Source organism: Streptomyces sp. NPDC017979, assembly GCF_044328175.1.
Taxonomy (GTDB): Bacteria; Actinomycetota; Actinomycetes; order Streptomycetales; family Streptomycetaceae; genus Streptomyces.
Map to the genome: position 1 here is coordinate 163,684 of NZ_JBIRGU010000005.1, position 24,284 is coordinate 187,967.

Sequence of the window (24,284 nt, forward strand, 5' to 3'; positions counted from 1 at the left end):
CGGCGAGACAGCCCGTTGGCCAGAAAACTGGCACCCAGTACCTATACATCGAGACACTGAGTGCCATATGGTGCGAAGGCGCCAGTGCGAGCCGCCCACGGCGCGGTGGCGCATCCGAGCCGAGTGCAGGGGGTCGTGCCATGTCCCAGCCCGGAACCGACAGTCTCGCCGCGCCCAACGCGTCGGCCGAGGACTCCGGTTCGACCTATCTCACCTACCAGAGCTGCCGCTGGTGCGGCACCGCTTCGTTCCGCAAACTGCTCTGCCCGGTCTGCGCGTCCAGCGATCTGGAGCCGCGGCGCAGCACGGGCGAAGGAGTCGTGATCCGCTCGTCCGTGGTCCACCGCTACACGCGCGTGGCCCGCAACGAATCCCTCGTCCGCTTCCCGGAGGGCTTCATGTTCCGCTGCCGGGTCGTCGGCGCCGCGCCCCACCTGGTGTGGGTCGGCGCACGCGTCCGTCCCGTGGCGGAATCCGGCCTGGACGCCGGTGAACTCGTCGTCGAACTCTGCGACACCGTCCGCACCTTCGACTGGCAGTAGCGCGGGACCCGCGGGACGAGGGCCCAGCGGACCCGACGGCGGCTACCGCCGACGCCCGGGCTGCTGGTTGACTGCTCCTGACTGCCGAGCTCAGGGGGTGCCGGATGCCAGTGGACGACGTGCGGCAGGGTGCCGTCGCGGACATCGAGCACATCACCCCGGTGCTCGCCCGCGCAGCCATCGCCGCCGCGCTCCACAACACGTACGACGGCGCTGACGACGGCACCGGGACCGGCGCCCACGGCCTCCTCCCGCCCGCCACCGCCGTCCCCGTCGCGCACCCGAACGGCTTCGTGAAGCTGCCGCTCGCCCGGGTCGCGCGCGACGGCCGGCGACTGTTCCTGCACATCTGGGCCGAGGGCGCGGAGGACGCCGAGATCCACGACCACCGTTGGGACTTCGCCTCCACCGTGCTGCGCGGTGCGCTCGACAACACCGTCGTCGACATCGCACCGCAGAACCAGCGGGATGCGGACGGCTACCGCGTCGTCCACTACCGGCCCCGCCCGGGCGGCTACCGCTTCGCCCCGGCCGGCGACGGCGCAGGCCACGGCGTCGTCGTCACCTCCCGCCGTACGGAAGCCCTCACCGCCGGCGCCCGCTACCGGATGACCGCCAGTGCCCTGCACCACGCCCGTGCGCTACCCGGCACCGTCACCCTCATCGCCCGCGGCGCTCCGCTGCGCGACCACGCCCGGGTCCTGACGCGCGGGCCGCTGTCCGAGCGGCCGACGGCGTGGCGTGCGGTGGACGCGGCCGAGCGCCGCCGGCACTTGGACGAGGCGTACGCGATCGTGGCCGGCCCGGCGCGATGAGCACTCCCGACGCCCCCGCTCCACCGGACCCCGATCCCGGCCCCGGCCCCGGTGCTGGCTCCGGCTCCGATGTCGGCTCCGGCTCTGACTGCGGCCCTCCGGGCCTGGTCCGTCGGGACGTCGTCCTGATCGTGGCCGTGCTCATGGCCGGGCCGCCCGACGAGCCGTTCCGACCGGGGCCGTTGGAGCGCCGCTGGCGGACCGGAGGGCCGAGGGAGGTGGCCTCCAACGCCGCGCGCCGCGCCGCTTACACCAGCACCCGGCTCGACCCCCTGCTGTGGGGCGAGGGGGTGCGCTGGCACCGCGAGTTGGACGGGAACGCCTCGCTCCCGCCGTCCCCCGCCCGGTTCGAGCTGTCCGCGATCGAGTTGGTACGGCTCGACGAGGCCGCCCGCGCCGCGCTGTGGGACATGGGCGCGCCGCCGGACGCCGACGGCGTGGCGGTCCTGCACGGCTCGCTGCCGCCGGACCCGCCCGGGCGGCTGCCGAAGACCCTGGAGGAGTGCGCGGACGTCGACCCCCACCACGGTGACGGCGATCAGCGCACCTGGGTCTCCCAGGTGCTGCCGCCCGGCTGCCGCATCGCCGCATCGGAACGGGAAGCGGTCCACGGAACCCTGGTCACGGCGGGCCGCGACGGGCTGCCGACGCGTTTCGACGGCGACGAGCACGACGGGTGGGAGCCCGCCGACCAGTGGCTGTGGGCGATGCAGCACGCCACCTGCTACCCGCCGCTCGCCGATGCCCTGGATCAACTCCAGGGGCGCCGGCTGCCGCTGTCCGGCAAGGTCCGCGGGGTCGCCGGGCTGCGCGGGCTGACCCTCGTCGCCACGCACCCGGACGCGGGGCCCGGAACGTCGGACAACTACTACGACGGCACCAGCTACCAACTCGCCACCCTGCACACGGACGCCCTGGCCCTGGCCCGGCTCCAGCAGATCGTGCTGGCCGCCTTCGACGACGAGGTCGCCCGCATCGGCGCGCACGAGCCCCACCGGCGGAAGGTCGCCCAACTGGAGCGCGACCTGTTGGTCTTCCGCCGCAGCTACTGGTCCGCCGGCTTCGGCCGGCAGCGTCCCGCGGACGCGGTCACCCGGCTGTGGTGTCAGGACGCGGGACTGCCGGAGGCCGTGCAGGGGCTCGTCGACGACCTCGCCGAGCTGTCGCGCCAGGTGCAGGCCGCGGAGACGGAGACGACGAACGCGATCCTCGGGCTGCTGGCCGCCGTCGGCCTGCCGCTCACCGTGGGGCTCGCGGTGTGGCAGGGGCTGCCCGACGCGGGCGCGGCGTCGTTGGCGCGGATGCTGGCCGTCACGGCGGTGGCCACGGCCGTGCTGGTGACGTTCTTCCCCGGGCTGCGGCGGCTGTTCGTGGACCTGTTCCGACGCGGCGGAGGGCGCGGTGGGCTGCGTGGCGGACGACGACGCGGCGGGCGGCGGAGCGGGCTGCGCCGGGACGGCGACCGGTGACCCGCGCCTTCCGCTGGCCCCCGCGGCACGCGCCCGGCTTCCCCGCCGGGTGCGCCGACGCCGGGGACGTCCTCGCGCACCTCGCCCGCACCCGGCACGCCTCCGTGACCCTGGCCGTCGTCACCAGCGCGCTCCGCGCCACCGTCGAGCAGAGCGGTGACCACGAGCAGGGGCTCGTACGGGTACGTCGCAGCCTCGCCGAACTGGGGCGGGCCGCGGGCGCGCCCTGGCACCCCTCGTACTACGGCAAGGACCTCGTCCTCGTCCGCCCCGGCGAACACGGCCCGGTGGACGCCCACGCGCCCACCTCGGGCATACGGCACGGCTCCGCCTGGGAACACGTGCCCCTCCCGGCCGGCGCGGAAGCACGCCTCGCCGCGCTGCTGCGGGCCTGCTACGCCGTGTCGATGGCGGCCCGCGCCGTGCGCGACCGGCCGGAGTCGAGGGGGCGCGGCCGAGCCGCGGACGTCCTCGCAGCGGTGCCCGGACGGCTCTCCGACGAGGGGTGCGCCGCGCTCCTGGCGGGCGTCCTGGTCCGCCCGTCGGGCGGCTCGCGCGCGGTGCGGGGCGCCGGGCCGGGGGAGGACCCGCGGTTGCCGGGCGTGCCGTCGGCCGACGCCTGGCCCGCGTACGCCCAGCAGTACGGGCAGCACGGGAAGTTCGCCGGCCGCGGCCCCGCCCACTACGTCGTCACCGACGTCCACGACATCGAGTGGGGCACGGTCGTACGCCACCCGAGCCCCCGCCCAAGCCCGAGCCCCCGCCCGGGCATCGACGGCCGCCGGACGGCCGGCAACGCGCACCTGCTGCTCCCGCTCGCCGCGGCCTGGCGCTCCGGCACCCTGCCGACGCCCGTCGTACTGCGCCGCGCTCACGGGCTGCGCATCCGGCGCGAATCCCTGCTGGTGGAGCACCTACGGGCGCTCGGCGACGGTGGCGGCGCCGCGGGCGGACGGCTCTTCGCGGCCCTCGGCGACGGGCTGTGCGGGCTGGTCACCGACCCCGACGCGCTCCGGACGGCGGTGTACGCGGCCAACGCGCGCACCGCGGGCCAGTTGCACAGCGGCGCCGGCGTCGCCGAAGTCACCGGCGCCTTCGGTGCCGCGGAGCTGCGGGCAGCGGCCGGCCGCGCCCAGTTCGCGCTGCACGTCACCAAGACCCTCAAGGCCAGCACCCACGAGGCCCGCGCGTACCAGGAGTTCGGCCGTCCGCTGGACGCGGCCGCCGGGGAGACAGCAGTGGCGTTCCTCCGGGAACTGTACGAGCGGGGCCCCGGCGCCCGCGGCGGGCACCACCTCGCGCACGCCGTGCGCCACCGCGACCACTGGCGCCGACACTTGCCGCCGACGGCGACGGCCCGCTTCGACGGCCTGATGGAGCTGGTGGTGGGGTGAGCGCCGGGCTCACTCCCGGATGGCCCACTCCCACGCCCCGGGCGACCACGCCCGCGCCGGAGCCGGCTGCTCCGAACCCTCCAGCACCGGCAGCAGGAAGCGTTCCAACTGCCCTACTGCATCGGGCAGTCGCCCGAACGGGAGGGCGTGGAGGAAGGTCGCGTTGTCCCAGAAGTCCAGCCACTCCGCGGGCGGCGCGGGCAGGCGGGCCGGCCAGGGGCGGCGCATCTCGGTGAACTCGACCGCGATGTCGTGGCGCAACTCGCCGAGGTGCAGTGCCGGCGCGCGGTGGGACGCGGCCACCAGAAGGACGTCCATGAGGTCGGCCCAACGGGTGTTGACCTTGCCGTCGCGCAGCCGCGTGTAGCGCAGCAACTTCTGCGCCACGAGCCGGCTGAGGGTGCCCGCGGGCACCGTGACGGCGCCGGCGGAACTCGGGAAGTGCAGGGGCGCGGTCCTGGCGTCCGCGGCCGCGCGGACGTCGGGAACCAGCAGGACGTTCAGCAGGACGCGCCCCACCACGACCCCGCCCGGACGGTCCGCGACTTCGGCCAGCACCCGGTGCGCAGTGGCCCGGTCCGGCGAACTGAACACGATCGGCTCGGCCCGCAGCAGCCGCACGCACGCACCGCCCTGCGCCCTGGGCAGCGCCACCGGGGACAGCAGCCGCGGGGCCATGCCTGAGGCCAAACAAAGATCCACGTCATTCGGCAACCGCGCCGCGGGCCCGAGCCACCCCAGGAGCGCCGCGGACCCCTTCAGGTGCCACCCCTGCGCCGGCAGCACCCGACCGACGCCGTCGAGCACGGCCGCGACGACGTCGATCCGCTGCCGGTCCAACGCGCCCAGCCCTGCGAATTGGCCGCCGCCCCAAGCCCCCGACACCGCGCCCACCGCGCCCTTCCTCGCCCGCCCACGCTCACCAGGAGCGTATCCAGCGCCGGCGGCGGGCGGTGGCCCGCGATGGACGTTGGCATAGCTCCTCCCCCAGTGCCCTCGGACACGGGGCACACCGGTCCTATGCCCAGGGGCGTGGTGGGAACCCACTGGGGCTCGTGTGAGACGTGCCGGTCAGGTGATCGGGCGTGCGGGGGAGGGGGCCGGAGGACGGACCCCCGTCAGCTCCTCTGCGCGTCGGCGCAGGAGCGGCGCCAACTCGACGTACCAGCCACGGCCCACGGCCTGGAGCATCTCGGCGAGGGCGATCCGTTCGCCGATGCGGCCCGCGGGGGTGTCGAGGACGTGCGCGAACTCGGCGCGGATGCGGTCGGCGACGGCGGGGACTCGGAGGCTGTTCACGTAGAGCATCGCGGGGTCGTAGCCGACGGGGACGGCGCCCCAGCGCTCCCAGTCCAGGATCACGAGGGGGGCGTGGGTGAGGTTGGCCCACTGAAGATCGGCGTGCCCGGTGACGCGTTCGGTGATGACCGGGGCAGGGATCCCCAGGAACTCGGGGAAGACCCGGTCGGCCCAGGACTGGCGGATGGTCTCGCGGGGTGGTTCCGCGTTGCTGAGGGCGTCCAGGCTCTCCCGCAGGGTCGCCCACCAGGAGTCAGGCAGCCCCGGATCCTCGGCGAGGTCGGGTGTTTCCGGCGAGACGACGGGCTGGGCGACGTAGTCGATCAGCTCCGCTTCGAAGACGTACTCGCCGCCGTCCCAGCGGTACAGGTCGTACAGATGCGGACGGGACACCTTGTGGGACACCCGTTCCTCGGCGAGGGCGATTCCCTCGTTCCGGGTAGCGGGGGTCTTGGCGGCTTCGCCGCAGTGGACGCGGAGCCAGTGGCCTCCCGCGGTGCGGCTGCCGATGGTGCGGCCGAGCCATCCCCAAGCCGGCGTGCCCGTCGTCGCCGTGGACAGGCGGGAAGCGGCGTGGGCGAGAGCGTCCTCCATGCGTGCCCTGGTGATCTCATCCTTGGGCGAGTACATCGGTGACCTTCCTGAGGTGGCCCGGATCGAGCGGGGCGGCGACGGCGGCTTTCGCGGCGGCCCAATGGGCGGCGGTGCCGGCAGACAGCAGTACCACGTCCAGGCTCGGACAGGAGGCCGCGACGAGCAGACAGACGATGCCAGGCGCGGCTCCCGGGCGGATGAACTCGGCGAGTTCGGGCGTGACGAGGCCGGGCAGTTCGCCGCCGTGCAGGGGCGAGGAGCCGAAGGTGATCAGGCCCGCCGCGCGGGCGAGGACGAGGGGGCCCCTGCCGTCGAGGGCGAGGGCTATCGGCCGTGCCGTGACGAGACTGACCGGCTGTTGGACGGCCCGCAGATGATGCCCTCCCGAGCCGGCGGCCTCGATGGCCAGGCCCAGGAGTTCGGGCACGGAGAAGGCGTCGCGTTGGAACCCCGACCAGGTGGCCACGCCGTATCCGGCGATCCTGCCAGCGCAGGCGAACTCTTCCAACACCGCGAACACCTCACGAAGCGCAGGACGGAGCTCCGCGGGAAGGAGCCCGGCGCGTTCCGGGTTGTGGACGAACACGAGGTCGATCCGGCCGAGGGCGGCCAGGGACCTTTCCGTCTGCCAGCGGACGAAGTCGGGGTCGAGGCTGTGTCCGGCCCGGACCTGGGCCGCGGTGAGGATCCCGGAGCGAAGCGCAACTGCCCCTTCGTCCGGGGTGAAGAAGCCCGTCTTCGTCGCCACCGTCGCACGTGGGTGGTCGGCGATGACGGGGCCGAGCGCCTGGTGGGCGCTGCCGTAGTTGGGGGCGGTGTCGATCCACACGAGCCCGTCGGCGCACGCGGTGCGGGCCGCCTGTTCGACGGCGCGCACCCGGTGCGTCCCCAGTCCCAGGGAAGCGGTCACGAAGCGTTCCCGACCACGGCGACTGCTTGACCGGCAAACAGTGCGGAGACGACCTCGGCCACCTCGACGAGGGTGAGACCGGACTCGGCTGCCAGGTTCGCGAGGGTGGCCGGTGTTCCACCAGCGAGGAGGCGGAGGACAGGGGCGACGGGGAGGGCGAAGGTCCACTCGTTCCCCGCCCCGGCGAAGGTTACGCCCTGGTCGCCCTGGTCGATCCGGGCACGGGGCGCCGTGGCCCGCACGGTGATGCCCGGTTCGGCGGGAACGGCGGTGAGGTGCGGCAGCGACAGGCGCGGGCGCCCGGGGTGCGTCGCGTCCAGAGACCTTTCCCAGCGGTCCAGAACCGCAGGGTCGTCCAAGGTTGCCAGTACGTCCTTCCGTACGGCAGCCAGGTAGTCCGTCCGCTCCTCCGGGGTGCCGAAGCGCGGTACGTCCGCCCGGACGTTCACGCTCGCCCGGAGGTCGTCGCACAGCCATCCCAGGAACTCGGCGCCGGTCTGCGTGGCGAGTCCGAAGGTGAGGTGGAGGGATGCGGTGCCCTGATCGGCGCTCACGGCGTGCCACCAGCCGCGCGGCAGATAGAGCACGTCGCCGGGCGTCAGGACGACGTCCGAGATCGGGTCCCCCGTCGGGGCCGCAGGGGCTTCCACGTCGCGCCAGGCGGGGGCCTGCCTGGTGGCGCCGTAGATCTTCCACCGCTTGGAGCCTTCGAGTTGGAGCACCACCACGTCGTGGTCGTCCCAGTGGGTGCCGAAGCCTTCCTCGGCGGTCCACGAGGCGTACGCGTTGACCTGTACGGGGGTGCGGAAGAACCGTTCGAGGCCGGTCGCGGCTTCCCGGACGGGCGGGTGGATCTGGTCGATGGCATCGATGACCAGGGACGCTCCCTCGGCGAGCCGGGCGTGGAACTCGACCGGCTGCGGCTGGTACCACGACGTTCCGCGGCGGTTCGTCCGGAGGATCGAGTACGCCGCCGCCGGGACGGCCTCCCCGGCGCGGGAGAGCCGCATCCGAGGCGGTTGGAGTCGGTGAGCGGCCACGATCTCGTTGAGGTCGTCCCAGGCCAGCAGCGAAGGGCGGCCGTTGCCGTCGGAGCGGATCACTTTGTGGGCCCCGGCAGCACGTCCGGGCGAGGAACGTGTCCCCGCCCAGACGCTCGGCCCACGATGCGGAATCAATCACCGTGGGGCTCCTCGTTGGATCAGGTGTCGTTCATGTCCGACTTGCCGCCGGTGTTGTCCGAGGCTTCCTCGGCACGCGAGCGGGCCGCGGCGATGCGGCGGACACCGATCAGCAGGTCGCTGGTCGGCTCGGTGGGAGCGTTCTCGTTCATCCCGTACTCCTTCCTGATCTCGACGGGTCCCGCCGGGGTCCCGGCGGGAATTCCACGGGCCGGCTCCCGGGGGTCTCTCCGGCCACGGCCAGGGCGACCAACAGGACGCCGACGGCGACGACGTATGAGGGCGGCGAACTGCTGACGTCAGCCGTAGCCGGGGGCTGTTTGCGACAACGTCAAGGAAAGCCCTGCTGCGCTCAGTGCTCCACTGCATCGATGCGGCAGTCTTGACGCAGATCCGTGCGCGGGCGCGTGGTGGGCGCAGGCCGGGGAAAAGGGGCGTCATGGGACTTGCGGAGCGGCGAAAGGCGCTGGGCTACAGTCAGGAGGAATTAGCCGAGTTGCTCGGGGTGGACCGCACCACGATCGGGCGTTGGGAGAGCGGCAGGAGCAAACCTCAGCCACTCCAGCGACGAAGCTTGGCCAGCGCTCTCGAAGCCGATCTTCAGCAGCTCGACGCCCTCCTGCCGGCGCCAAAAGCCGTAGGTCGGGAGGAGCCCACGGGGTACGAGTCCGGGTACCGTCCGAGCGCGGGAGACAACGACGAAATGATCCGACGCGAGTTCCTCCGCATACTCACGGTCAGCGGAGCGTTGACGACCATGTCGGTGGACGAGGCCGAAGCGTTGGCGGACGGGGTGCGGAAGGGCGTGCCGGCCGACTTCGCCCGGATGAACAGCCATCTGTGGCAGGTGTACCAAATGGCCCGCTCCAAGGGGTCGGTCCATCCCGTCGTCCGGGACCAGCTCAGGACCCTGAGCGAGGCACTGGAAGCACGACGAGGCAACTCCCGGCCACTCCTGGACGCGGCGGCCGACCTCTTCCAGTTGGCGGGGGAAGTCGCGTTCGACGGCAGTCGGTACGCCGATGCCGCCGCTTCGTACTCGATCGCCGCCTCACTGAGCAAGGACGCCGGGCACTTCGACCTCTGGGCTTGCTCCCTTGCTCGCCATGCCTATGTGGACATGTCCGATGACCGACATCGCCACGCGGCTCAGATCCTCGCCCTGGCGGCGGAGTTGGCAGGCCGCGGGGACAGCGCTCTGGCCACCCGCTACTGGGTGGCGTCCGTCCAGGCCGAGGCGTATGCCGGCCTCGGCGACCTGGCGGCGTGTGAGCGCGCGCTCGATCGGGCCGAGGAGGTCAGCGGTCTGTCTCCGGACGGCGTCAACGGCGGCTGGCTCCGGTTCGACGGCACCCGGCTGGCGGAGGAACGCGGAGCTCGGTACACGCGTCTGGGACGCCTGGACCTGGCCGAGGAGACCTTGAAAGGTGTGCTGAAGCATGGCGCTCTTGCCTCCGGACGCTCCTACCGGAGGAGGGGCGCGGTGCTGACCGACCTGGCGGCCATCGGAGCGAAGCGGCATAACGCCGAGCAGGTCACGGCTTACGGCAGGGAGGCTCTGGAACTGGCCCGGGCCTCATCCTCCGGATACGTCGTCCGTAGACTCCGATCCCTGTGCGACGAGTTCGGGCCCGTGAGCCGCGACCACCGCGTGGCGGGGCTGAGGGCGGAGATCGCCGCGCTGAGGACGCCGTGACGAGAGGGGTTGGCATGTCGCAGACCGAAGGCGCACGACTGTTCCGGGAAGCGTGGATCGCGGGTGTGCGCCGGCACTTCCCCGGCGAACCGAAGGCCGGGTACGTCACCCCGTGGGAGGACACCCCGGAGTGGGAGCGTCAGGCCGCGGGCTCCGTGTACGAGCAGGTCCGCCACTTCGTCGAGATCAGCGGCGGGCATGCGACCCGGCTGTCCCGCGAGCAGAAGAGCCGCTTCGTCGCCACCTGCTGGACCGCCCAGATGTTCAAGCAGTTCGAGGATCCGAAGCCGGGGTACGTGGCCGACTGGCCCGAGCTTTCCGCGTGGCAGCAGGAGACCGACGCCGACGTCTTCGAGGCCATCGAGAAGGCCCTGGGCTGATCGACGGGGCTCCCCTGGCCTCGCACAGCCAGTGGACCTGGCGTGGACCAAGGCCCGCCCCAACGCGACCCAAGGGGCGGAAAGACCCGGCCAGGTGGGGCTCCATCGTCGAGGCGGGCGTCACAGGAGCGTCGTCAGCAGTGGCGGCCAGCGGTTCGGATCCGCGCCCAGGGCGAGCCAGGGGCGGAGTCGGGGCGGTGGGTCGGGCGTCAGGCGCAGCCGGGTGGTGAGGGCGGCGACCCGGGTGGCCAGGGAACGCAGGGCCACGGCCCCGGAGGCGTACGAACGCGTCAGCAGTTCGTCCGGGACGTCCGCGGCCAGCGCGCGGTGGGTCGCCGCGAGGGCGAGCAGGCGGGCGCAGGTGAAGGGGGACGCGGCGGGCAGCAGGGCGCGGACGGCGGCCCGGCCCTCGGGGGTGTCGACGGCGCGGGCCAGGTACTGCACGGCACGCGGGAGGAGTTCGGGCCGGTGCCGTACGGCGCCGGGCAGGCTCCGGCTGATCTGCGGGGTGGGTGCGGCGCGCGGCAGGGCGTACCGCAGTGCGCGTGCGTCGCCCTGCTCCAGGCCGCGCCGCCACGCGTCGCCCGGGTCGCCCCGGACGTCGCGGGCGGTACCGGAGAGCACGGCGGTCGCTGGCAGCGTGCGGGTCTTGTGCTCGGACGGGGCGAGGCCCAGCGGCGCGAGGGCGCGGCCGACGGCTTCCCGCACCTCGTCGGCCTCGGCCGGGGCGTGGACGAAGACGTGCCAGTCGTCGCCCCAGCGCAGCCAGCGGCCGGGCGCGAGACGGGCCACGACGGTGTCGACGGGGGAGAGCGCGGCCGCGGCCAGGCGGTTGGCCCAACGGTGGCCGGGCAGGAGGGGGCGTCCGGCGGCGCGGTCCAACGCGGCGAGCGCGGCGGACAGTTCCGGGGTCGCCCAGGGCGCGTCGTGCAGGGCGCGCAGCGGCAGCGAGCGGGAGAGCCGGTGCACGTCCAGCGCCAGCACCAGCGGCAGTTCGGGGCGCGCGGCCAGCTCCGTCAGGCGCTGCTGCCGGGTGCGGAAGGCGCGGCGGTAGTCCCAGTCGACGCGGTCGTACGCGAGGACTTCGGGGCGTACGCGATGGCCGCACAGCGCCCGTTCGACGAGCCCGTGCAGCCGGGCGCGGACGTCGACCGGGACGACGGGCACGTCCTCGGTGCGGCTGCCGAGCGGGACCCGCAGCCGGGCCGCGTCGATCCCGGAGGGTGCGCCGTCGAGCAGGAACGGCGCGACGTCCACCGCCCCGACGGCGTCGGGGATCCAGTCCGTCGCCAAGTCCTGGCCGAAAGCCGCGCGGAGCGCCTCGTACGACGGGGCTTCGGCGGGCGTCACCCCGGCATGATGACACCCGGATACGGGCACGGGCACGAGCGGCGAGGGCGGCGGGCGTGGGCAGCAGCAGTACGGGGAACGACGACTCGGGGCACGACCTGGACGTGGAACGGGCGCTCGGGGCCCTGGTCGGCAAGACCCGGGACCGGACGGCCAACGAGGTCATGAGCCTGCTGTTGACCCACCTCCTGGACACCGCCGCCGTCGCCGAACTGCTCTGGGAGCACTACCTCGCGCCGTCCCTGCGCACCGCGCTCGACGAGGTCGCGGGCGGCCCGGGCCGCGGCCGTGAACTCCTGAAGTGGATCTGCGGCGTCCACGACCTGGGGAAGGCGACGCCCGCCTTCCAACTGCGCCTGAAGGACCACCGGCACGAGGTCCGGGAGGCCGGTCTCACCTGGCACGACGACATCGCCAAGCGGCACCCCTGGCGCCACGAGCGGGCCGGTGCGCACCTGCTTCAGCCGATGCTGCGGGAGGCCGGCTGGCCCGCGGAGCACGTCGACTGGGTGTGGCCGCAGGTCGCCGCGCACCACGGCCACTTCGTGCCGGGCAACTCCATCGCGCCCCCGTCGAGGGGGCTGGGGCAGCCGGTCGGCGACGGGAACTGGGACCTGGTCCGCGGCGAGCTGCTGCGCCGGCTCACCGCGGAGCTGGAGCCCGGCGCCGACCTCGCCGCCCGGGTGCCGGCGCGCGTGCCGTCCCGCGCGCTGCAACTCCTGATCAGCGGGCTCGTGGTGATGGCGGACTGGATCGCCAGCGCACCGGACCTCGACGGCGTCGACGAGCTGGCCGACCTCAGCTACGCCGACGCCCGCACCCGCACCGAGAAGCTCTGGAAGAAGCTCGGGCTGCGCGGCGGCTGGGGCAAACTCCGGAAACCCGCTGACGGAGCCTTTACGGAGAGATTCGGCCATCCTCCCCGGCCCGTACAGGAGTTGGCGGCGCGGGTGGCCCGTACCTCCCCGGCGCCGGGGCTGCTGATCGTGGAGGCGCCCACCGGCGAGGGCAAGACGTGGGCCGGGCTGACGGCCGCGGAGGAGTTCGCCGCGGCGCACGGCGCGGACGGCGTCTTCGTCGGCATGCCGCCGAAGGCCACCATCGGCCCGACGTTCGCTCAGGTCAGGCAGTGGGTGCGGGCCATCGACGCGGAACTCGCCCCGCACGTCGCCCTGCTCGACGCACGGCGCCACCTCAACGAGGCGTGGAGCGCGTTGGTGACGGCGCCGCTGCACGAGCAACTGGCCGCCGCGGGCGACTGCGCCGAAGACGGCGCCGAAGACGGCGACGGGGACGGCGACGGGGACGGGGACGAGAACGGCGACAGTGCCCGGAGCCAGACCCCCGCCGAGTGGTTCTTCGGCGACCAGCGCGGACTGCTCTGCCCCTTCGTCGTCGCCCCCGTCGACCAGCTCCTGTCCGCGATGACCCGCACCGGCCACGTGATGATGCGCGCCGCCGGACTGCTCGGCAAGGTCGTCGTCCTGGACGAGGTGCACGCCGTCGACGTCCAGGGCGCGCCCTTCCTGCACGAGGGGCTGCGCTGGTTCGGCCAGGCCGGCGTGCCGGTCGTGCTGCTGTCGGCGACCCTGACCGCCGAGCAGCGGCAACGGCTCGCGGAGGCGTACCTCGCGGGCGCGGCCGGCCGCGAGGAGTGCACGTACCCGGAGCTCTCGGCGAGCACCGGTCGGCCCGCGGTCACGCTCGTGTGGCAGGAGCCCGACGGCAGCGGGCCGCGGTCCACCACGACGGCCTGCCCGTCGTGGCAGCAGGGCCGCCGAGTCGCCGTCGAGCTGCGGCCCGAACCGGACGAGCCCGGGGACTGCACCTCCGTCGTCGACCTGCTGGCGCGCGACCTCGTCGACGGAGGGCGGGCCCTGGTCGTCCGCAACACCGTCGAACGCGCCCAGGCCCTCGCCGCCGCGCTGCGGGGCCGGTTCGCCGCGGACGAAGTCGTCGTCCTGCACGAACAACTGACCGCGCGGGCCCGGGCCGGCCGCACCGCCGAGTGCCTGCGCCGGCTCGGGACGGACCGCGGGCCGGGCCGGTTGGTCGTCGTCGCCACGCAGGTCGCGGAGCAGTCCTTCGACGCCGACGTGGACCTGCTGGTCACCGACCTCGCCCCGATCGACCTGCTGGTGCAGCGCATCGGCCGGCTCCACCGCGCCGGGGGAGCCCTGCCCCGTCCCGCGTCCCTGGCCGCGCCGCGCGTCGTCGTCACGGGGTACGCACCGGGGCCGGCCGGCCGCGCGCCGCGCTTCCCGGCCGCGGCCGAACGCCGCTACGGCCGCGGCCCCCTCCTGCGCACCGCCGCCCTCGTCTTCGCCGCCGCCGGACCGGACCGGGGTTGGCGCGTGCCGGACGACGTGCCCGAGCTGACGGCGGCCGTGTACGGCGAGGGCGACGAGGTGCCCGACGGATGGCGGCAGGACGCGGCAGCCGCCACCGCCGAGTGGCGCCGGCGCCGGGCCGAGTTGGCCGACGAAGCCGTGCCGTACCTGCTGACCCGGCGCGGCACCGGCGAGACCGCGACGCTGGCCGGTGTGCACGCCACCGCGGTCGCCGCCCACCGACTCGACGAGGGCCCGACGGCCCTGGTGGCGGACCGCACGCTGCGGGAGGCGGTCGTGGTGCTGCGCGACGGCGACCGGTACGTCACCCTCGGCGGCTCGGCCCTCGGCGCGGACGGCGAGGTCACGACGCCCGCCCTGCGCGACGAACTGTACGGGGACACGGTCGAGCTCCCCGAGAGCTGCCGCGCCGCCGCGGGCGGCGCGCTCGCGCGGCTGCCGGGCTGGCACTGGCGCCCGGACCGCAAGCACCGCAGGCCGATCGGCGGCCGGGCGCTCGTCCTGGACGGGGAAGCCCGGACGACCCGCCTGGCCGGTCGACTGCTCCGCTACGACGACGAGTTGGGCCTGCTGGACGAGGGCGCGGCGGTCTGAGGGGGCCGGGCCGCGCCCCCTTCGTCCTCGCGAAGTCCCGTGCGCGTCCCTGCGCGTGTGGACGTAGCCGCGGTTTCCCTGCGGGAGCGCTGGTCTCTACCGGCCGGTGGATGGTTGCTCGCGCAGTTCCCCGCGCCCCTACGCCCGGGAGGGCGTGGGGGGACCCCAGCGCCACCTGACATACCCGCGGTTTCCCTGCGGGAGCGCTGGTCTCCACCGGCCGGTGGGTGGTTGCTCGCGCAGTTCCCCGCGCCCCTGTTTCGCTGCCCCCGGCATTCGTCTGCGGGCTGGGGCAGGGGTTCTTAGGGGCGCTGGGGGTCCCTCCACACCCTCTGGGCGTAGGGGGCGGAACTGCGCGAGCAACCACCCACCGGCCGGTGGAGACCAACGCTCCTGCGGGGCGACGGCGGGTGTGTCTAGGGGCGCGAGGAACTGCGCGAGCAGCCCACCACCGGCCGGTAGGGACCAACGCTCCCGCAGGGAAACCACGGCCGCGTCCACACGCACAAGCAACCGCACGGGACCTCGCGGGGGCGACCCCGCGCGGGGACGAAACGCGAAGGATCCCCGGGACACGCCGGGGAAACGGTGTGCCCCGGGAGGGCGCGGCCGCGCATTCTTGGATTCGGTCCGTGGGAGGGGACCTCCTGTGCCAGGCTGCTGCAGGTCGGCCGGCGCAGACGTAAACGGTTCGCAGGGGGCGCCAGTTGTGGATTTGATCGACCAGCCCTGGCTGCGGGTGCACCGGCTGCGGCCGCCCGCGGGCACCGGGGGGAGCCTCGACCCCGCCCCCGTGCTCAGCCTGCGGCAACTGCTGCTGAAGGCACATGAGTTACGGGACCTCGTCGTCGAACTGCCCACGCAGAAACCGGCGATCCTGCGACAGGTGGTCCTCCCCGTCGTCGTGGACGCCCTCGGCTTCCCCGCCGACGCCGCCGAGTGGTCCGCGCACGTCCGCGCCGCCGGCTTCGGCGGGGAGCGGGCCGAGAAGCTGAACGAGTACCTCGACGCCAACCGACACCGCTTCGACCTCTTCCACCCGGTCGACCCGTTCGCACAGGTCGCCGGGGCGCGCACGGACCGCGACGAGACGAAGTCGTCCGCCCTGCTGGTCACCACCGCCGCAGCCGGGAACAACGTCCCGATCTTCGCCGCCCGCACCGAGGGCGACCGACTGGCGCTGACCCCGGCCGAGGCCGCCCGCTGGCTGCTGCACGCGCACTGCTGGGACACCGGCGCCATCAAGACCGGCGTGGTGGGCGACCCGCGGGCCAAGCAGGGCAAGACGATGGGGAACCCGACCGGGTCCCTGGGCCAGTTGGGGATCGTCGTGCCCCGCGGCGAGACGCTGTACGAGACCCTGATGCTGAACGTGCCGTACGGCCGCACCCGGCTGGCGGACGACCGCCCCCAGTGGCGGCGCCGCGGCCCGCAGGACGCGTACCCCAGCGGCACCCCCGAGTGGGGCGAGCGGGCCGCGCGGGGCGTGCTGGACGCGTGGACGTGGCAGAGCCGACGCATCCGGCTGGTGCCCGAGGAGACCGACGAGGGGGTGCGGGTCGCCCGGGTCGTCGTGGCGGCCGGCGACCGGCTGACGGTGCTCGCCGAGCACGAGACGCACACCGCCTGGCGCATCGAGAGCCCGGAGCGCCGCGCCAAGCGCACGGCGCCCAAGACCGGGGCCGGCGCTTCGGACGCCGGCGCACGGCGCGAACCGCCGCCCCAGCGGCCCGTTCGACACGCCCCGGGGCGCGCGGCCTGGCGCGGCTTCAACGCGCTGCTCGCCGTCGGCCGCGTCGGCGAGGAGACCCTCGTCACCGCCACCACGGACGGCTTCTCCACCAGCGAACTGCTGCGCAACATCGGCGCCGCCCACCACGAACTGGGCGACCGCTTCCGTCTCCGCCTGGAGCTGACCGGGCTGGCGTACGGGCAGAAGCTCGGCAACGTCGAGGACGTCTGCCACGACGAGGTGCCGCTCCCCGTGGCCGCGCTCGACCCGCACGGGCCGGCCCACGGCGGTCTGCTCGGCGCGGTCGACCAGGCCGAAGCCCTGGCGAAGGCCGTCAACCGGCTCGCCGACGACCTGCGGCGCTCGGTGGGCGCTGCGGCCCCGCCGCCCCGCGGGAGCTGGCAGGAGCCGGGCGAGGCCCTGCTGCACGCGCTGGACCCGTCGGTGCGCCGGCTGCTGGTGGAGTTGCGCGAGGCCGGTGACGACGTCGGGTGGTGCGACCGGCTGCTCGGGGACTGGGAGGTGCGGGCCGGGGCGGACGCCTGGCGGACGGCGGAACAGTTGCTCGTCCAGCCGGCGCCGGGCGCGTTCCACGGCCGGAAGGTGACCCAGGGCGGGGTGAGCCGGCGGTACCGGCTCAGCCAGGCGGAGAAGGCGTTCCGGTACGCGGTCGACGACGTCCTGCCGCGCCGCACGGCCCGTCGCGAGGAGAAGGCCGCCGAAAGAAGGGCCGTCGAAAGAAGGGCCGCCGCAAGAAAGGCTGAGCAGACCCCGCCGAAGGAAGAAGGCGACCATTGACCACCCCCGCACCGGACACCCGCCCGACGCCCCGGCCCGCCCGGGGCCGCGCGCCCGTCGAACGCTTCTGGCACAAGCACCTGGGCCGGGACGGCACCTGGAGCGCCCCGTGGCCGGGTGCCCCGCCCGTCGGGCCGCCCGGCGAGGACCTGGCCGACCTGCGCGCCGGCCTCGGCCGCCCCGCCGGCAGCGTCCCCGCCCTCTGGAAGCACTACACCAGCGAGGTCGACGGCCTGGTCACCCCCGAACTGGAGGCGGAGCACGGCGCGTTGGCGCTGTACGGGCTGCACCAGCAGGGCCAGTCCACGCCCATGCACCGCAAGGGCGTCGGCGCCGCCCGCGCCCTGCGGGAGCTGCGCGGCACCAACCAGTTCACCCGGGACGCGATGGACCGCCGGGTCGCCGCGGCCGTGAACGCCACCTCCGTACCGGCGTTCCTGCACCGGCTGCGCGGTCTGGTCCCCCTGCTGCGCGGCCGGTCCATCGCCTTCGACTACGACCTGCTGTGCGGGGACCTCATGGACTGGGCCCACCCCGCGAAGCGCCCGCGCGTCCGACGCTCCTGGGGTGCCGGCTACTACCCCTGGGAGCGGGCGGCCCCCGCCGACCCCGCCGCCCCGACCGCGTGACCACCCGCGTGACCACCCGCTCTGGAGAACCCGTGGAACTGCCCCACCCCCGCCTCTTCGTGGACGTGCACGTCCTGCAGACCGTGCCGCCCGCCAACCTCAACCGCGACGACCAGGGCAACCCCAAGGAGGCGTACTTCGGCGGGGTGCGCCGCTCCCGCGTCTCGTCGCAGGCGTGGAAGCGCGCCACCCGCATGCACTTCACCGAGCGGATGGCCGCCGACGACCTGGCGACCCGCACCCGGCGCTTCAGCGGGGACCTCGCGGCGCGGCTGCGCCGGCGCACCGGGCTGCCCGAGAAGTCCGCGGACCGGCTGGCGAACGCGCTCGTCACCGCGCTCGGGATCACCCCGGGCAAGAAGCAGGGAGACACCGCGTACCTCTTCTTCTACGGCCACCGCCAGCTCGACGCCGTCGCCGAGCTGGTGGCCGACCGGGCGGCCGAGCTGGACGCGCTCCCCGACAAGGAACTCAAGAAGCAGATCGAGGAGTTGGACGCGCAGCAGCACTTCCGCTCCGGTCAGCCGCTGGACATCGCGCTGTTCGGGCGGATGGTCGCCGACATCCCCGCGCTGCGGGTGGACGCCGCCACGCAGGTCGCCCACGCCCTGTCCACGCACGCCGTCGAGCTGGAGTTCGACTACTTCACCGCCGTCGACGACCGGGTGGAGAAGGACCAGGAGAGCGGCGCCGGCATGATCGGCACCATCGGCTTCAACTCCGCCACGCTCTACCGCTACGCCACCGTCGGCCTGCACCAGCTCCGGCACAACCTCCGCGGCGACGCGACGGACGCGACGGACGCGACCGGCGCCGACCACGACGGGGCCGCCGTGCAGGGCGTGGCGGAGTTCGTGACGTCCTTCGCCCGCTCCGTGCCCTCCGGGTACAAGAACTCCTTCGCGCACCGCACCCTGCCGAGCCTGGTGGCCGTCGTCGTCCGCGGCGACCAACCGGTCAACCTGGTCTCCGCGTTCGAGGAGCCGGTCGCCGCGTCGTCCGGGATCGCGACCCGCTCGGCGCAGCGGCTGGCGCGCGAGCACGCAGTCTCGGTCAGCACCTGGGGCGACGTGCCGTCCTGGGCCGGGGCGTGCCACTCCTTCGACGCGGAGTCCGCGGCCGGGGCGGAGCTGACCGGGGCGTTCGGCGCGCCCGTGTCGTTCCCCGGGCTGCTGTCCGGTCTGCGCGAGCACCTGTCGGGGCGGGTGGCCGAGGCCGGGGCGGTGCGGTGACGCCTCCCGCGCCCGGGGCTGAATCCGTGCCCGCCGCCGGGGACGCCGTACTGCTGCTGCGGCTGGCGGGCCCGCTGCAAGCCTGGGGGTCCCGTACGGTCGTCAACCAGCGGGAGACCGGCGCCGAGCCCACCAAGTCCGGTGTCGTCGGGCTGCTCGCCGCCGCCTGCGGACTCGCCCGCGCCGACCTCCTCGACGAGCTGACGGCGCTGCGGCTGGGCGTCCGCGTCGACGCGGCCGGCACCCTGATGCGGGACTACCACACCGTCAGCGACTACCGGGGCCGGCCGCTGCTCCAGGCCGGGGTGTCCGCGAAGGGCGTGCAGCGCCCCACGTCGCCGGCGAAGCACACCCACGTCACCGCCCGCTACTACCTCCAGGACGCCGTCTTCGTGGCGGCGCTCGCCGGCCCCCGCGCCGTACTGGAACGCCTGGACCGCGCGGTGCGGGCGCCGGTGTACCCGCTGGCGCTGGGGCGCCGCTCCTGCCCGCCGACGCAGCCGCTGAGCCTCGGGGTGCACGGGGGCAGCGTGGAGGACGTGCTGCGGGAACACCCCTGGCAGGCGTCCGTACGGGCCCGGGAGCGCCACCTCGACCGGGTGGGCCGGGCGACGGAGGCCGAGGGGCCGTACCGCCCGGCGCGCGTTCCGCGCCCCGTCACCATCGAGGACCCGTACGGCACGGACGTCGTCAAGGACGTCCCGCTCTCCTTCGACCCGCTCGGCCGCGCCTTCACGGAGCGGTGGATCACCCGCGACTGGTACGAGATCCCCACGGGCTTCCCGCCGGTCGAGTCCCCGGCCGAGTCCCCGCCCCACGACACGGCCACCGCCACCGGCACCGCCACGGAGACGGCTACAGACACCGCTATAGACGCCTCGTCCGAGACCGGCTCCGGGCCTTACGACGCCCCGACCGGACACGACCCCTTCACCCTGCTCTGGTGATCGCCATGACCTTCCTGTCCCGCATCCGCATCAACCCCCTGCGCGCCGAGAGCCGGCGCCTGCTCTCCAACCCCCGGGCCATGCACGGCGCCGTGATGGGCGGCGTGCCCGACGTCGGCGACGACGACCGGGTGCTGTGGCGGCTGGACGCCGACGACTCCCACCGCCCCTTCGTGTACGTCCTCACCCCCGGCAAGCCCGACTGGACCCACGTCGTCGAACGCGCCGGCTGGCCCGACGCCGACGGGGACCACGCGCTCGTACGGGACTACGCGCCGCTGCTCGCCCAGGTCAGCGCCGGCCGGGAGTTCGCCTTCCGGCTGACGGCGAACCCGGTGCAGACCACCCGTACCCCGCTCGCCCCCTCGCCCGCCCAGGTCAAGCGGCGGGACGCCGCGGCGCCCGGGGAGCGCATCCGCGGCTTCCGGCACGCGCACCGCACCGCCGCCACGCAGTTGGAGTGGTTCCTGACCAGGACCGGGAAGTGGGGGTTCGAGGTCCCGGCCGCCCGTACGGAGCCGGCGGCGCCGGGCCTCGTCATCGAGCCCGCCGAGCCCCCCGAGGCGGCCGAGGCCGTCGATCGGGCGCATCGCCCGGGCCCGGCGCGGGAGGTGCGGATCACCGGCCGCAGCCGGCACTCCTTCGCCAAGGGCGGCCGCGGGCCGCACGTCGTCTTCCACAGCGCCACCTTCGAGGGGCGGTTGAAGGTCGTCGACCCGGCCGCGTTCGCCACCCGGCTGCTGCGCGGCATCGGCCCCTCGAAGGCGTACGGCTGCGGACTGCTCACCCTGGCGCCGCTCCCGAAGCCGGGACCGGGCCCGGGACCCGGATCGGGACCGGGCCCCGGACCCGCGCGCGTCACGCCAGGATCTTCCCCTTCGCCTTCTGGTACTCCTCCTCGCTGATCGCGCCCTTCTCCTTCAGCTCGTGCAGCCGGGCGAGTTGGTCCACGTCGGCCCCGCCCGCCGCCCCGCCCTCGCTCGCCGTCTGCTGGATGTAGGACTTGAACGCGGCCTCGCGTTCCTGTGCCGCGGCGACCTCCCGCTTGCCCATCGAGCGGCCGCGGAAGATCACGTACAGCAGCACGCCGACGAACGGCAGCACGATCACCAGGATCAGCCAGCCGGCCTTGGCCCAGCCGTTCAGCTCGTGGTCGCGGAACAGGTCCGTGATGACCTTGAAGAGCAGGAACAGCCACATGATCCAGAGGAAGAACCAGAGCATGGTCCAGAACAGGTTGAGGAGGGGGTAATCGTCCACGGTGGTGCTCCGTTCGCGTGCGGTGGGAGGCGGCGGGGGTCGAGGGGGCGGGGCCGGGCGGTCGGCGCGCGGGGTGCTCCCGCGCGGCCGTTCAGTACCGCACGGCCGTGCCCACCTCGGTCTTCACCTCGCCGGAGAGCTTGCGGTTGCTCTGCGCGGTGACGTCCTTCGACTGTCCGGCGGGGACGTCCGAGACGGTCGCCACCACCGCGTCGAGCAGGTTGCCGCTCGCGTCGCGGTAGTTGACCTGGACCGCGAAGGACTTCGTCGAGTCCGCGGTGTTGCGCGCGGTGACCTTGACCGTGGCGTATCCGTCCTTGGTGGCCTGGTCGGCGAGGGCGACGTCGTCCGCCGCGTTCACGCTGCCCTTGATCTCGTCCAGCTTCTTCTGCGCGGACGCCGTGGCCGACGCGATCGCACCGGTCGCCTCCGAGCCGACGGACGCCACGGCGGACGACGCCGCGGAGATGGCCTTGGAGGCGGCGCTGGAGGCGGACTCCGAAGGGCTGCTGGAACAGGCCGCAGCGCCGGCGGCCAGGGCGGTGGCCGTCAGGGCGGCGACTGCCGCGCTGACGACGGGGCGCTTCCAGGGGGTGGTCATTTCCTACGCCTCCTTCCCCCGGGGCGGGGCGGACCTGCCGGTCCACAGGCCCAGTGAAGGAGCACCGGCCGGCAGCCGCATGCGGAGGTCTGCCATCCGGGTGACGCCGCGCCCCCGTTCCCGCTGCCTCACGGCTGCCCTTCGGGGTGCAGCCGGGGCAGGATCCGGTCCAGCCACCGCGGGGTCCACCACGCCCGCGCGCCCAGCAGCGTCATCACCGCCGGCACCAGCAGCAGCCGCACCACCGTCGCGTCGATCAGCACGCTCACCGCGAGCCCGATCCCCAGCATCTTCACCACGATCTGGTCGCTGATGACGAACGCCGCGAACACGCTCACCATGATCAGCGCGGCGCAGGTGATGACCCGGGCGGTGATCTCCAGGGCGTGCGCCACGCTGCCGTGCGCGTCGCCCGTCCGCAGCCACGCCTCGTGGATCCGGGACAGCAGGAAGATCTCGTAGTCCATGCTCAGACCGAAGACGATGGCGAACATCATCATCGGCACGTAGCTCTCCACCGGCACCTTTCCCGACACCCCGAGCGCCGGCCCGCCCCACCCCCACTGGAAGACGGCGACCACCACCCCGTACGAAGCGGCGATCGACAGCACGTTCAGCACCGCCGCCTTCACCGCCACCAGCAGCCCGCGGAAGACCGCGAGGATGACGAGGAAGGCGAGCCCGACGACGGCCGCGATGATGAACGGCAGCCGCTCGGCGACGATGTCGAGGAAGTCGACCTGGGCGGCGGTCGTCCCGGTGACGTAGGTGTGCGCGCCGCTGCCCGCGACCGCGTCCGGCAGCGTCGTGTCGGAGAGCTGGTTGACCAGCGCGGTCGTCGTCGCGTCCTGCGGGGAGGCGACGGAGTACGCGGTGCCGACGAGCACGTCCCCGTCGGCCGTGGTCTGGAACGGGCTCACCGCCGCCAGGTCCGGCACGTGCGACAGCGCCCGCTGGATCGTCGCCTCCAGCGCGGGCCGCTCGGTCGGCGGCACCGCGCCCTGGTCCACCACCAGCGTCAGCGGCCCGTTCGACCCGGGCCCGAAGGCCGCCGACATCAGGTCGAAGGCGCGCCGGTCCGTGAACGACGTGGGGTCGGCGCCGTCGCCGATGTGTCCGAGCTGGATGAAGAGCAGCGGGTACGCGAGGACCAGCAGCACCACCACCCCGCCCGTCAGGTACCACCAGGGCCGCCGCTCCACGCGCCGCGCGTACCGGTGCCAGCCGCCGTGCGCCGCCTCCTCGGTCGGCGCGCCGCCCGGCTGCACGTCCGCCTCCGCGATCGGTTTGCGCACCCGCAGCGCGTCGATCCGCCGTCCGATCAGCCCCAGCAGCGCCGGTACGAGGGTCAGCGCGCCGAGCACCGCGGTGACGACCGTGACGGCCGCGGCGAGCCCCAGCTTGCCGATGAAGCCGATGCCGGACACCCACAGCCCGCACAGCGCGATGATGACGGTGCAGCCGGAGAGCAGCACGGCGTGCCCGCTGGTCGCGGTCGCCTTCCCGGCCGCGGTGACCGGCGGATCCCCGTTCATCAGGTTCTGCCGGTGCCGGGTGACCAGGAAGAGCGCGTAGTCGATCCCGACGCCGAGTCCGATCATGGTCGCGAGCGTCGGCGACACGGTGGCGAAGGTGAACGCGGCGGCCAGCAGCCCCAGCAGCGCGAGCCCGCACACCACGCAGATCAGCGCGGTGAGCAGCGGCAGCACCGCCGCGATCACGCTCCCGAAGCCGATCAGCAACACGATCACCGCGACGCCGAAGCCGATCGCCTCGCTGAGCCGGTCGTTCGGCTCGGGCCTGGCCAGCTCCCCGAGCGAGCCGCCGTACTCGACCTGCACGCCGACCGCCCGCAGCGGTTCGACGGCCGCGTCCACGCCGTGCAGGTAGTCCCCGTCGAGCCGGTAGGGCTGCACGTCGAACTGGACGGTGACGTACGCGGTCTTCCCGTCCGGCGCCAGCGGCCCCACGTTCGACGACGGCACCGCGAGCGGGTCCTGCACCGCGATGACGTCGGGAAGCTTGCGCAGGTTGCCGACGACCTCGGTGAGCTGGCTGGCGTACTGCGTCAGCGGCCGGTCGTCGTGCAGCACCACCTGACTGCTGTACGCGCCGGCCGCGGGGTCGTGCGCGGCGAGCACGTCGACGCCCTGCTGCGACTGGGTGCCGGGCAACGTGAAGTCGTCGGAGTACTGGCCTCCGTACGCCTGGTGGAGCACCTGGAGCCCGCCCAGCACCACCAGCCACGCCACCACGACGAACACGGCCCGCCGCGCGCACCACTCTCCGATCGTTCGCAGCACACTTCGCATTCAAGACGTCCCGGGCGCCCCGGGCACGCGGTGCGCGGGGAACGGGTGACGGCCCGCGTGCGCTTCCTGTGCCTCGGGACGCAGCCGCCGTTGCTCTGCGGGAGCGTTGGGGGGCCCCCGCCCGGGGGGGCCCCCCCCCCCCCCCCGCCCCCCCCGGGGGGGGGCGGGGGGGGGGGGGGGCCCCCCCCACCCGCGGGG

At 74.2% G+C, this 24,284-nt stretch carries 21 protein-coding genes; 12 read left to right on the forward strand and 9 right to left on the reverse strand.

The annotated features are described in order from the left end of the window. Positions 1 to 140: 140 nt before the first annotated feature. The 4 genes from ACH4E8_RS16330 (at position 141) to ACH4E8_RS16345 (ending at position 4,220) form a co-directional block, all read left to right on the forward strand. Positions 141 to 542: a Zn-ribbon domain-containing OB-fold protein gene (locus tag ACH4E8_RS16330; RefSeq protein ID WP_398448598.1), complete on the forward strand. Its 402-nt coding sequence runs from the start codon at positions 141 to 143 to the stop codon at positions 540 to 542. Positions 543 to 646: 104 nt separating this feature from the next. Next, positions 647 to 1,357: a hypothetical protein gene (locus ACH4E8_RS16335; RefSeq protein WP_398448600.1), complete on the forward strand. Its 711-nt coding sequence runs from the start codon at positions 647 to 649 to the stop codon at positions 1,355 to 1,357. Next, positions 1,354 to 2,826: a hypothetical protein gene (locus ACH4E8_RS16340; protein WP_398448601.1), complete on the forward strand. Its 1,473-nt coding sequence runs from the start codon at positions 1,354 to 1,356 to the stop codon at positions 2,824 to 2,826. The genes ACH4E8_RS16335 and ACH4E8_RS16340 overlap by 4 nt, the downstream gene beginning before the upstream one ends. Beyond that, the gene (locus tag ACH4E8_RS16345) at positions 2,823 to 4,220 is read left to right on the forward strand and encodes a hypothetical protein (RefSeq protein WP_398448603.1); all 1,398 of its coding nucleotides are present in this window, start codon (positions 2,823 to 2,825) and stop codon (positions 4,218 to 4,220) included. Before ACH4E8_RS16340 ends, ACH4E8_RS16345 begins: the two co-directional genes overlap by 4 nt. A gap of 9 nt (positions 4,221 to 4,229) precedes the next feature. On the opposite strand, the gene ACH4E8_RS16350 is transcribed toward ACH4E8_RS16345, so the two are convergent. From ACH4E8_RS16350 to ACH4E8_RS16370, 5 genes are all read right to left on the reverse strand, one after another. Next, positions 4,230 to 5,114 carry a nucleotidyl transferase AbiEii/AbiGii toxin family protein gene (locus tag ACH4E8_RS16350; protein WP_398448605.1) on the reverse strand — a complete coding sequence of 295 codons (885 nt, stop codon included), beginning with the start codon at positions 5,112 to 5,114 and terminating at the stop codon, positions 4,230 to 4,232. 177 nt (positions 5,115 to 5,291) lie between these two features. Next, positions 5,292 to 6,149, reverse strand: a complete 858-nt coding sequence (locus ACH4E8_RS16355) for a hypothetical protein (protein ID WP_398448607.1) — start codon at positions 6,147 to 6,149, stop codon at positions 5,292 to 5,294. Continuing rightward, on the reverse strand, positions 6,130 to 7,023 hold the full coding sequence (locus ACH4E8_RS16360; protein WP_398448609.1) for an aldo/keto reductase: 894 nt from the start codon (positions 7,021 to 7,023) through the stop codon (positions 6,130 to 6,132). The genes ACH4E8_RS16355 and ACH4E8_RS16360 overlap by 20 nt, the downstream gene beginning before the upstream one ends. Further along, positions 7,020 to 8,126 (reverse strand): cupin domain-containing protein, encoded by a 1,107-nt coding sequence (locus ACH4E8_RS16365; protein ID WP_398448611.1) that lies wholly within the window; start codon positions 8,124 to 8,126, stop codon positions 7,020 to 7,022. Before ACH4E8_RS16365 ends, ACH4E8_RS16360 begins: the two co-directional genes overlap by 4 nt. A 98-nt stretch (positions 8,127 to 8,224) precedes the next feature. After that, the gene (locus ACH4E8_RS16370) at positions 8,225 to 8,356 is read right to left on the reverse strand and encodes a hypothetical protein (protein WP_398448613.1); all 132 of its coding nucleotides are present in this window, start codon (positions 8,354 to 8,356) and stop codon (positions 8,225 to 8,227) included. A gap of 287 nt (positions 8,357 to 8,643) precedes the next feature. Here ACH4E8_RS16370 and ACH4E8_RS16375 point away from each other — a divergent pair, with 287 nt between their 5' ends. Then, complete coding sequence (locus ACH4E8_RS16375; protein WP_398448615.1) at positions 8,644 to 9,900, forward strand: helix-turn-helix transcriptional regulator; 1,257 nt, start codon at positions 8,644 to 8,646, stop codon at positions 9,898 to 9,900. A gap of 14 nt (positions 9,901 to 9,914) precedes the next feature. Beyond that, positions 9,915 to 10,280 carry a hypothetical protein gene (locus ACH4E8_RS16380; protein ID WP_398448617.1) on the forward strand — a complete coding sequence of 122 codons (366 nt, stop codon included), beginning with the start codon at positions 9,915 to 9,917 and terminating at the stop codon, positions 10,278 to 10,280. A gap of 120 nt (positions 10,281 to 10,400) precedes the next feature. Here ACH4E8_RS16380 and ACH4E8_RS16385 read toward each other — a convergent pair whose 3' ends face one another. Then, a complete protein-coding gene (locus tag ACH4E8_RS16385; RefSeq protein ID WP_398448619.1) occupies positions 10,401 to 11,630 on the reverse strand; it encodes a hypothetical protein in 1,230 nt (409 codons plus the stop codon). 56 nt (positions 11,631 to 11,686) lie between these two features. Here ACH4E8_RS16385 and cas3 point away from each other — a divergent pair, with 56 nt between their 5' ends. From cas3 to cas6e, 6 genes are all read left to right on the forward strand, one after another. Beyond that, positions 11,687 to 14,575: a CRISPR-associated helicase Cas3' gene (cas3, locus tag ACH4E8_RS16390; protein WP_398448621.1), complete on the forward strand. Its 2,889-nt coding sequence runs from the start codon at positions 11,687 to 11,689 to the stop codon at positions 14,573 to 14,575. Between the two features lie 709 nt (positions 14,576 to 15,284). After that, complete coding sequence (casA, locus tag ACH4E8_RS16395) at positions 15,285 to 17,105, forward strand: type I-E CRISPR-associated protein Cse1/CasA (protein ID WP_398448623.1); 1,821 nt, start codon at positions 15,285 to 15,287, stop codon at positions 17,103 to 17,105. After that, positions 17,102 to 17,734, forward strand: coding sequence for a type I-E CRISPR-associated protein Cse2/CasB (gene casB / locus ACH4E8_RS16400; protein WP_398448625.1), 633 nt, complete (start codon positions 17,102 to 17,104; stop codon positions 17,732 to 17,734). The genes casA and casB overlap by 4 nt, the downstream gene beginning before the upstream one ends. A gap of 38 nt (positions 17,735 to 17,772) precedes the next feature. Continuing rightward, positions 17,773 to 18,966, forward strand: coding sequence for a type I-E CRISPR-associated protein Cas7/Cse4/CasC (cas7e, locus tag ACH4E8_RS16405; protein WP_398449207.1), 1,194 nt, complete (start codon positions 17,773 to 17,775; stop codon positions 18,964 to 18,966). Between the two features lie 26 nt (positions 18,967 to 18,992). Continuing rightward, the gene (cas5e, locus tag ACH4E8_RS16410) at positions 18,993 to 19,913 is read left to right on the forward strand and encodes a type I-E CRISPR-associated protein Cas5/CasD (RefSeq protein ID WP_398448627.1); all 921 of its coding nucleotides are present in this window, start codon (positions 18,993 to 18,995) and stop codon (positions 19,911 to 19,913) included. Between the two features lie 5 nt (positions 19,914 to 19,918). After that, complete coding sequence (gene cas6e, locus ACH4E8_RS16415; protein WP_398449209.1) at positions 19,919 to 20,818, forward strand: type I-E CRISPR-associated protein Cas6/Cse3/CasE; 900 nt, start codon at positions 19,919 to 19,921, stop codon at positions 20,816 to 20,818. Here cas6e and ACH4E8_RS16420 read toward each other — a convergent pair. The 3 genes from ACH4E8_RS16420 to ACH4E8_RS16430 all read right to left on the reverse strand — a co-directional run bounded on the left by ACH4E8_RS16420 (position 20,772) and on the right by ACH4E8_RS16430 (position 24,086). Then, positions 20,772 to 21,173: a PLDc N-terminal domain-containing protein gene (locus tag ACH4E8_RS16420; RefSeq protein ID WP_398448629.1), complete on the reverse strand. Its 402-nt coding sequence runs from the start codon at positions 21,171 to 21,173 to the stop codon at positions 20,772 to 20,774. The two genes, cas6e and ACH4E8_RS16420, sit on opposite strands and share 47 nt — an antisense overlap. A 91-nt stretch (positions 21,174 to 21,264) precedes the next feature. After that, positions 21,265 to 21,774: an FxLYD domain-containing protein gene (locus ACH4E8_RS16425; protein WP_398448631.1), complete on the reverse strand. Its 510-nt coding sequence runs from the start codon at positions 21,772 to 21,774 to the stop codon at positions 21,265 to 21,267. Positions 21,775 to 21,902: 128 nt separating this feature from the next. Next, on the reverse strand, positions 21,903 to 24,086 hold the full coding sequence (locus ACH4E8_RS16430) for an MMPL family transporter (RefSeq protein WP_398448632.1): 2,184 nt from the start codon (positions 24,084 to 24,086) through the stop codon (positions 21,903 to 21,905). Positions 24,087 to 24,284: the final 198 nt, after the last annotated feature.

Bases quoted from the DNA above. Each gene is read 5' to 3' on its own strand.
- ACH4E8_RS16330 (WP_398448598.1), top strand. From the start codon at position 141: ATGTCCCAGCCCGGAACCGACAGTCTCGCCGCGCCCAACGCGTCGGCC.
- ACH4E8_RS16335 (WP_398448600.1), top strand. From the start codon at position 647: ATGCCAGTGGACGACGTGCGGCAGGGTGCCGTCGCGGACATCGAGCAC.
- ACH4E8_RS16340 (WP_398448601.1), top strand. From the start codon at position 1,354: ATGAGCACTCCCGACGCCCCCGCTCCACCGGACCCCGATCCCGGCCCC.
- ACH4E8_RS16355 (WP_398448607.1), bottom strand. From the start codon at position 6,149: ATGTACTCGCCCAAGGATGAGATCACCAGGGCACGCATGGAGGACGCT.
- ACH4E8_RS16370 (WP_398448613.1), bottom strand. From the start codon at position 8,356: ATGAACGAGAACGCTCCCACCGAGCCGACCAGCGACCTGCTGATCGGT.
- ACH4E8_RS16375 (WP_398448615.1), top strand. From the start codon at position 8,644: ATGGGACTTGCGGAGCGGCGAAAGGCGCTGGGCTACAGTCAGGAGGAA.
- ACH4E8_RS16380 (WP_398448617.1), top strand. From the start codon at position 9,915: ATGTCGCAGACCGAAGGCGCACGACTGTTCCGGGAAGCGTGGATCGCG.
- cas6e (WP_398449209.1), top strand. From the start codon at position 19,919: ATGACCTTCCTGTCCCGCATCCGCATCAACCCCCTGCGCGCCGAGAGC.
- ACH4E8_RS16425 (WP_398448631.1), bottom strand. From the start codon at position 21,774: ATGACCACCCCCTGGAAGCGCCCCGTCGTCAGCGCGGCAGTCGCCGCC.
- ACH4E8_RS16430 (WP_398448632.1), bottom strand. From the start codon at position 24,086: ATGCGAAGTGTGCTGCGAACGATCGGAGAGTGGTGCGCGCGGCGGGCC.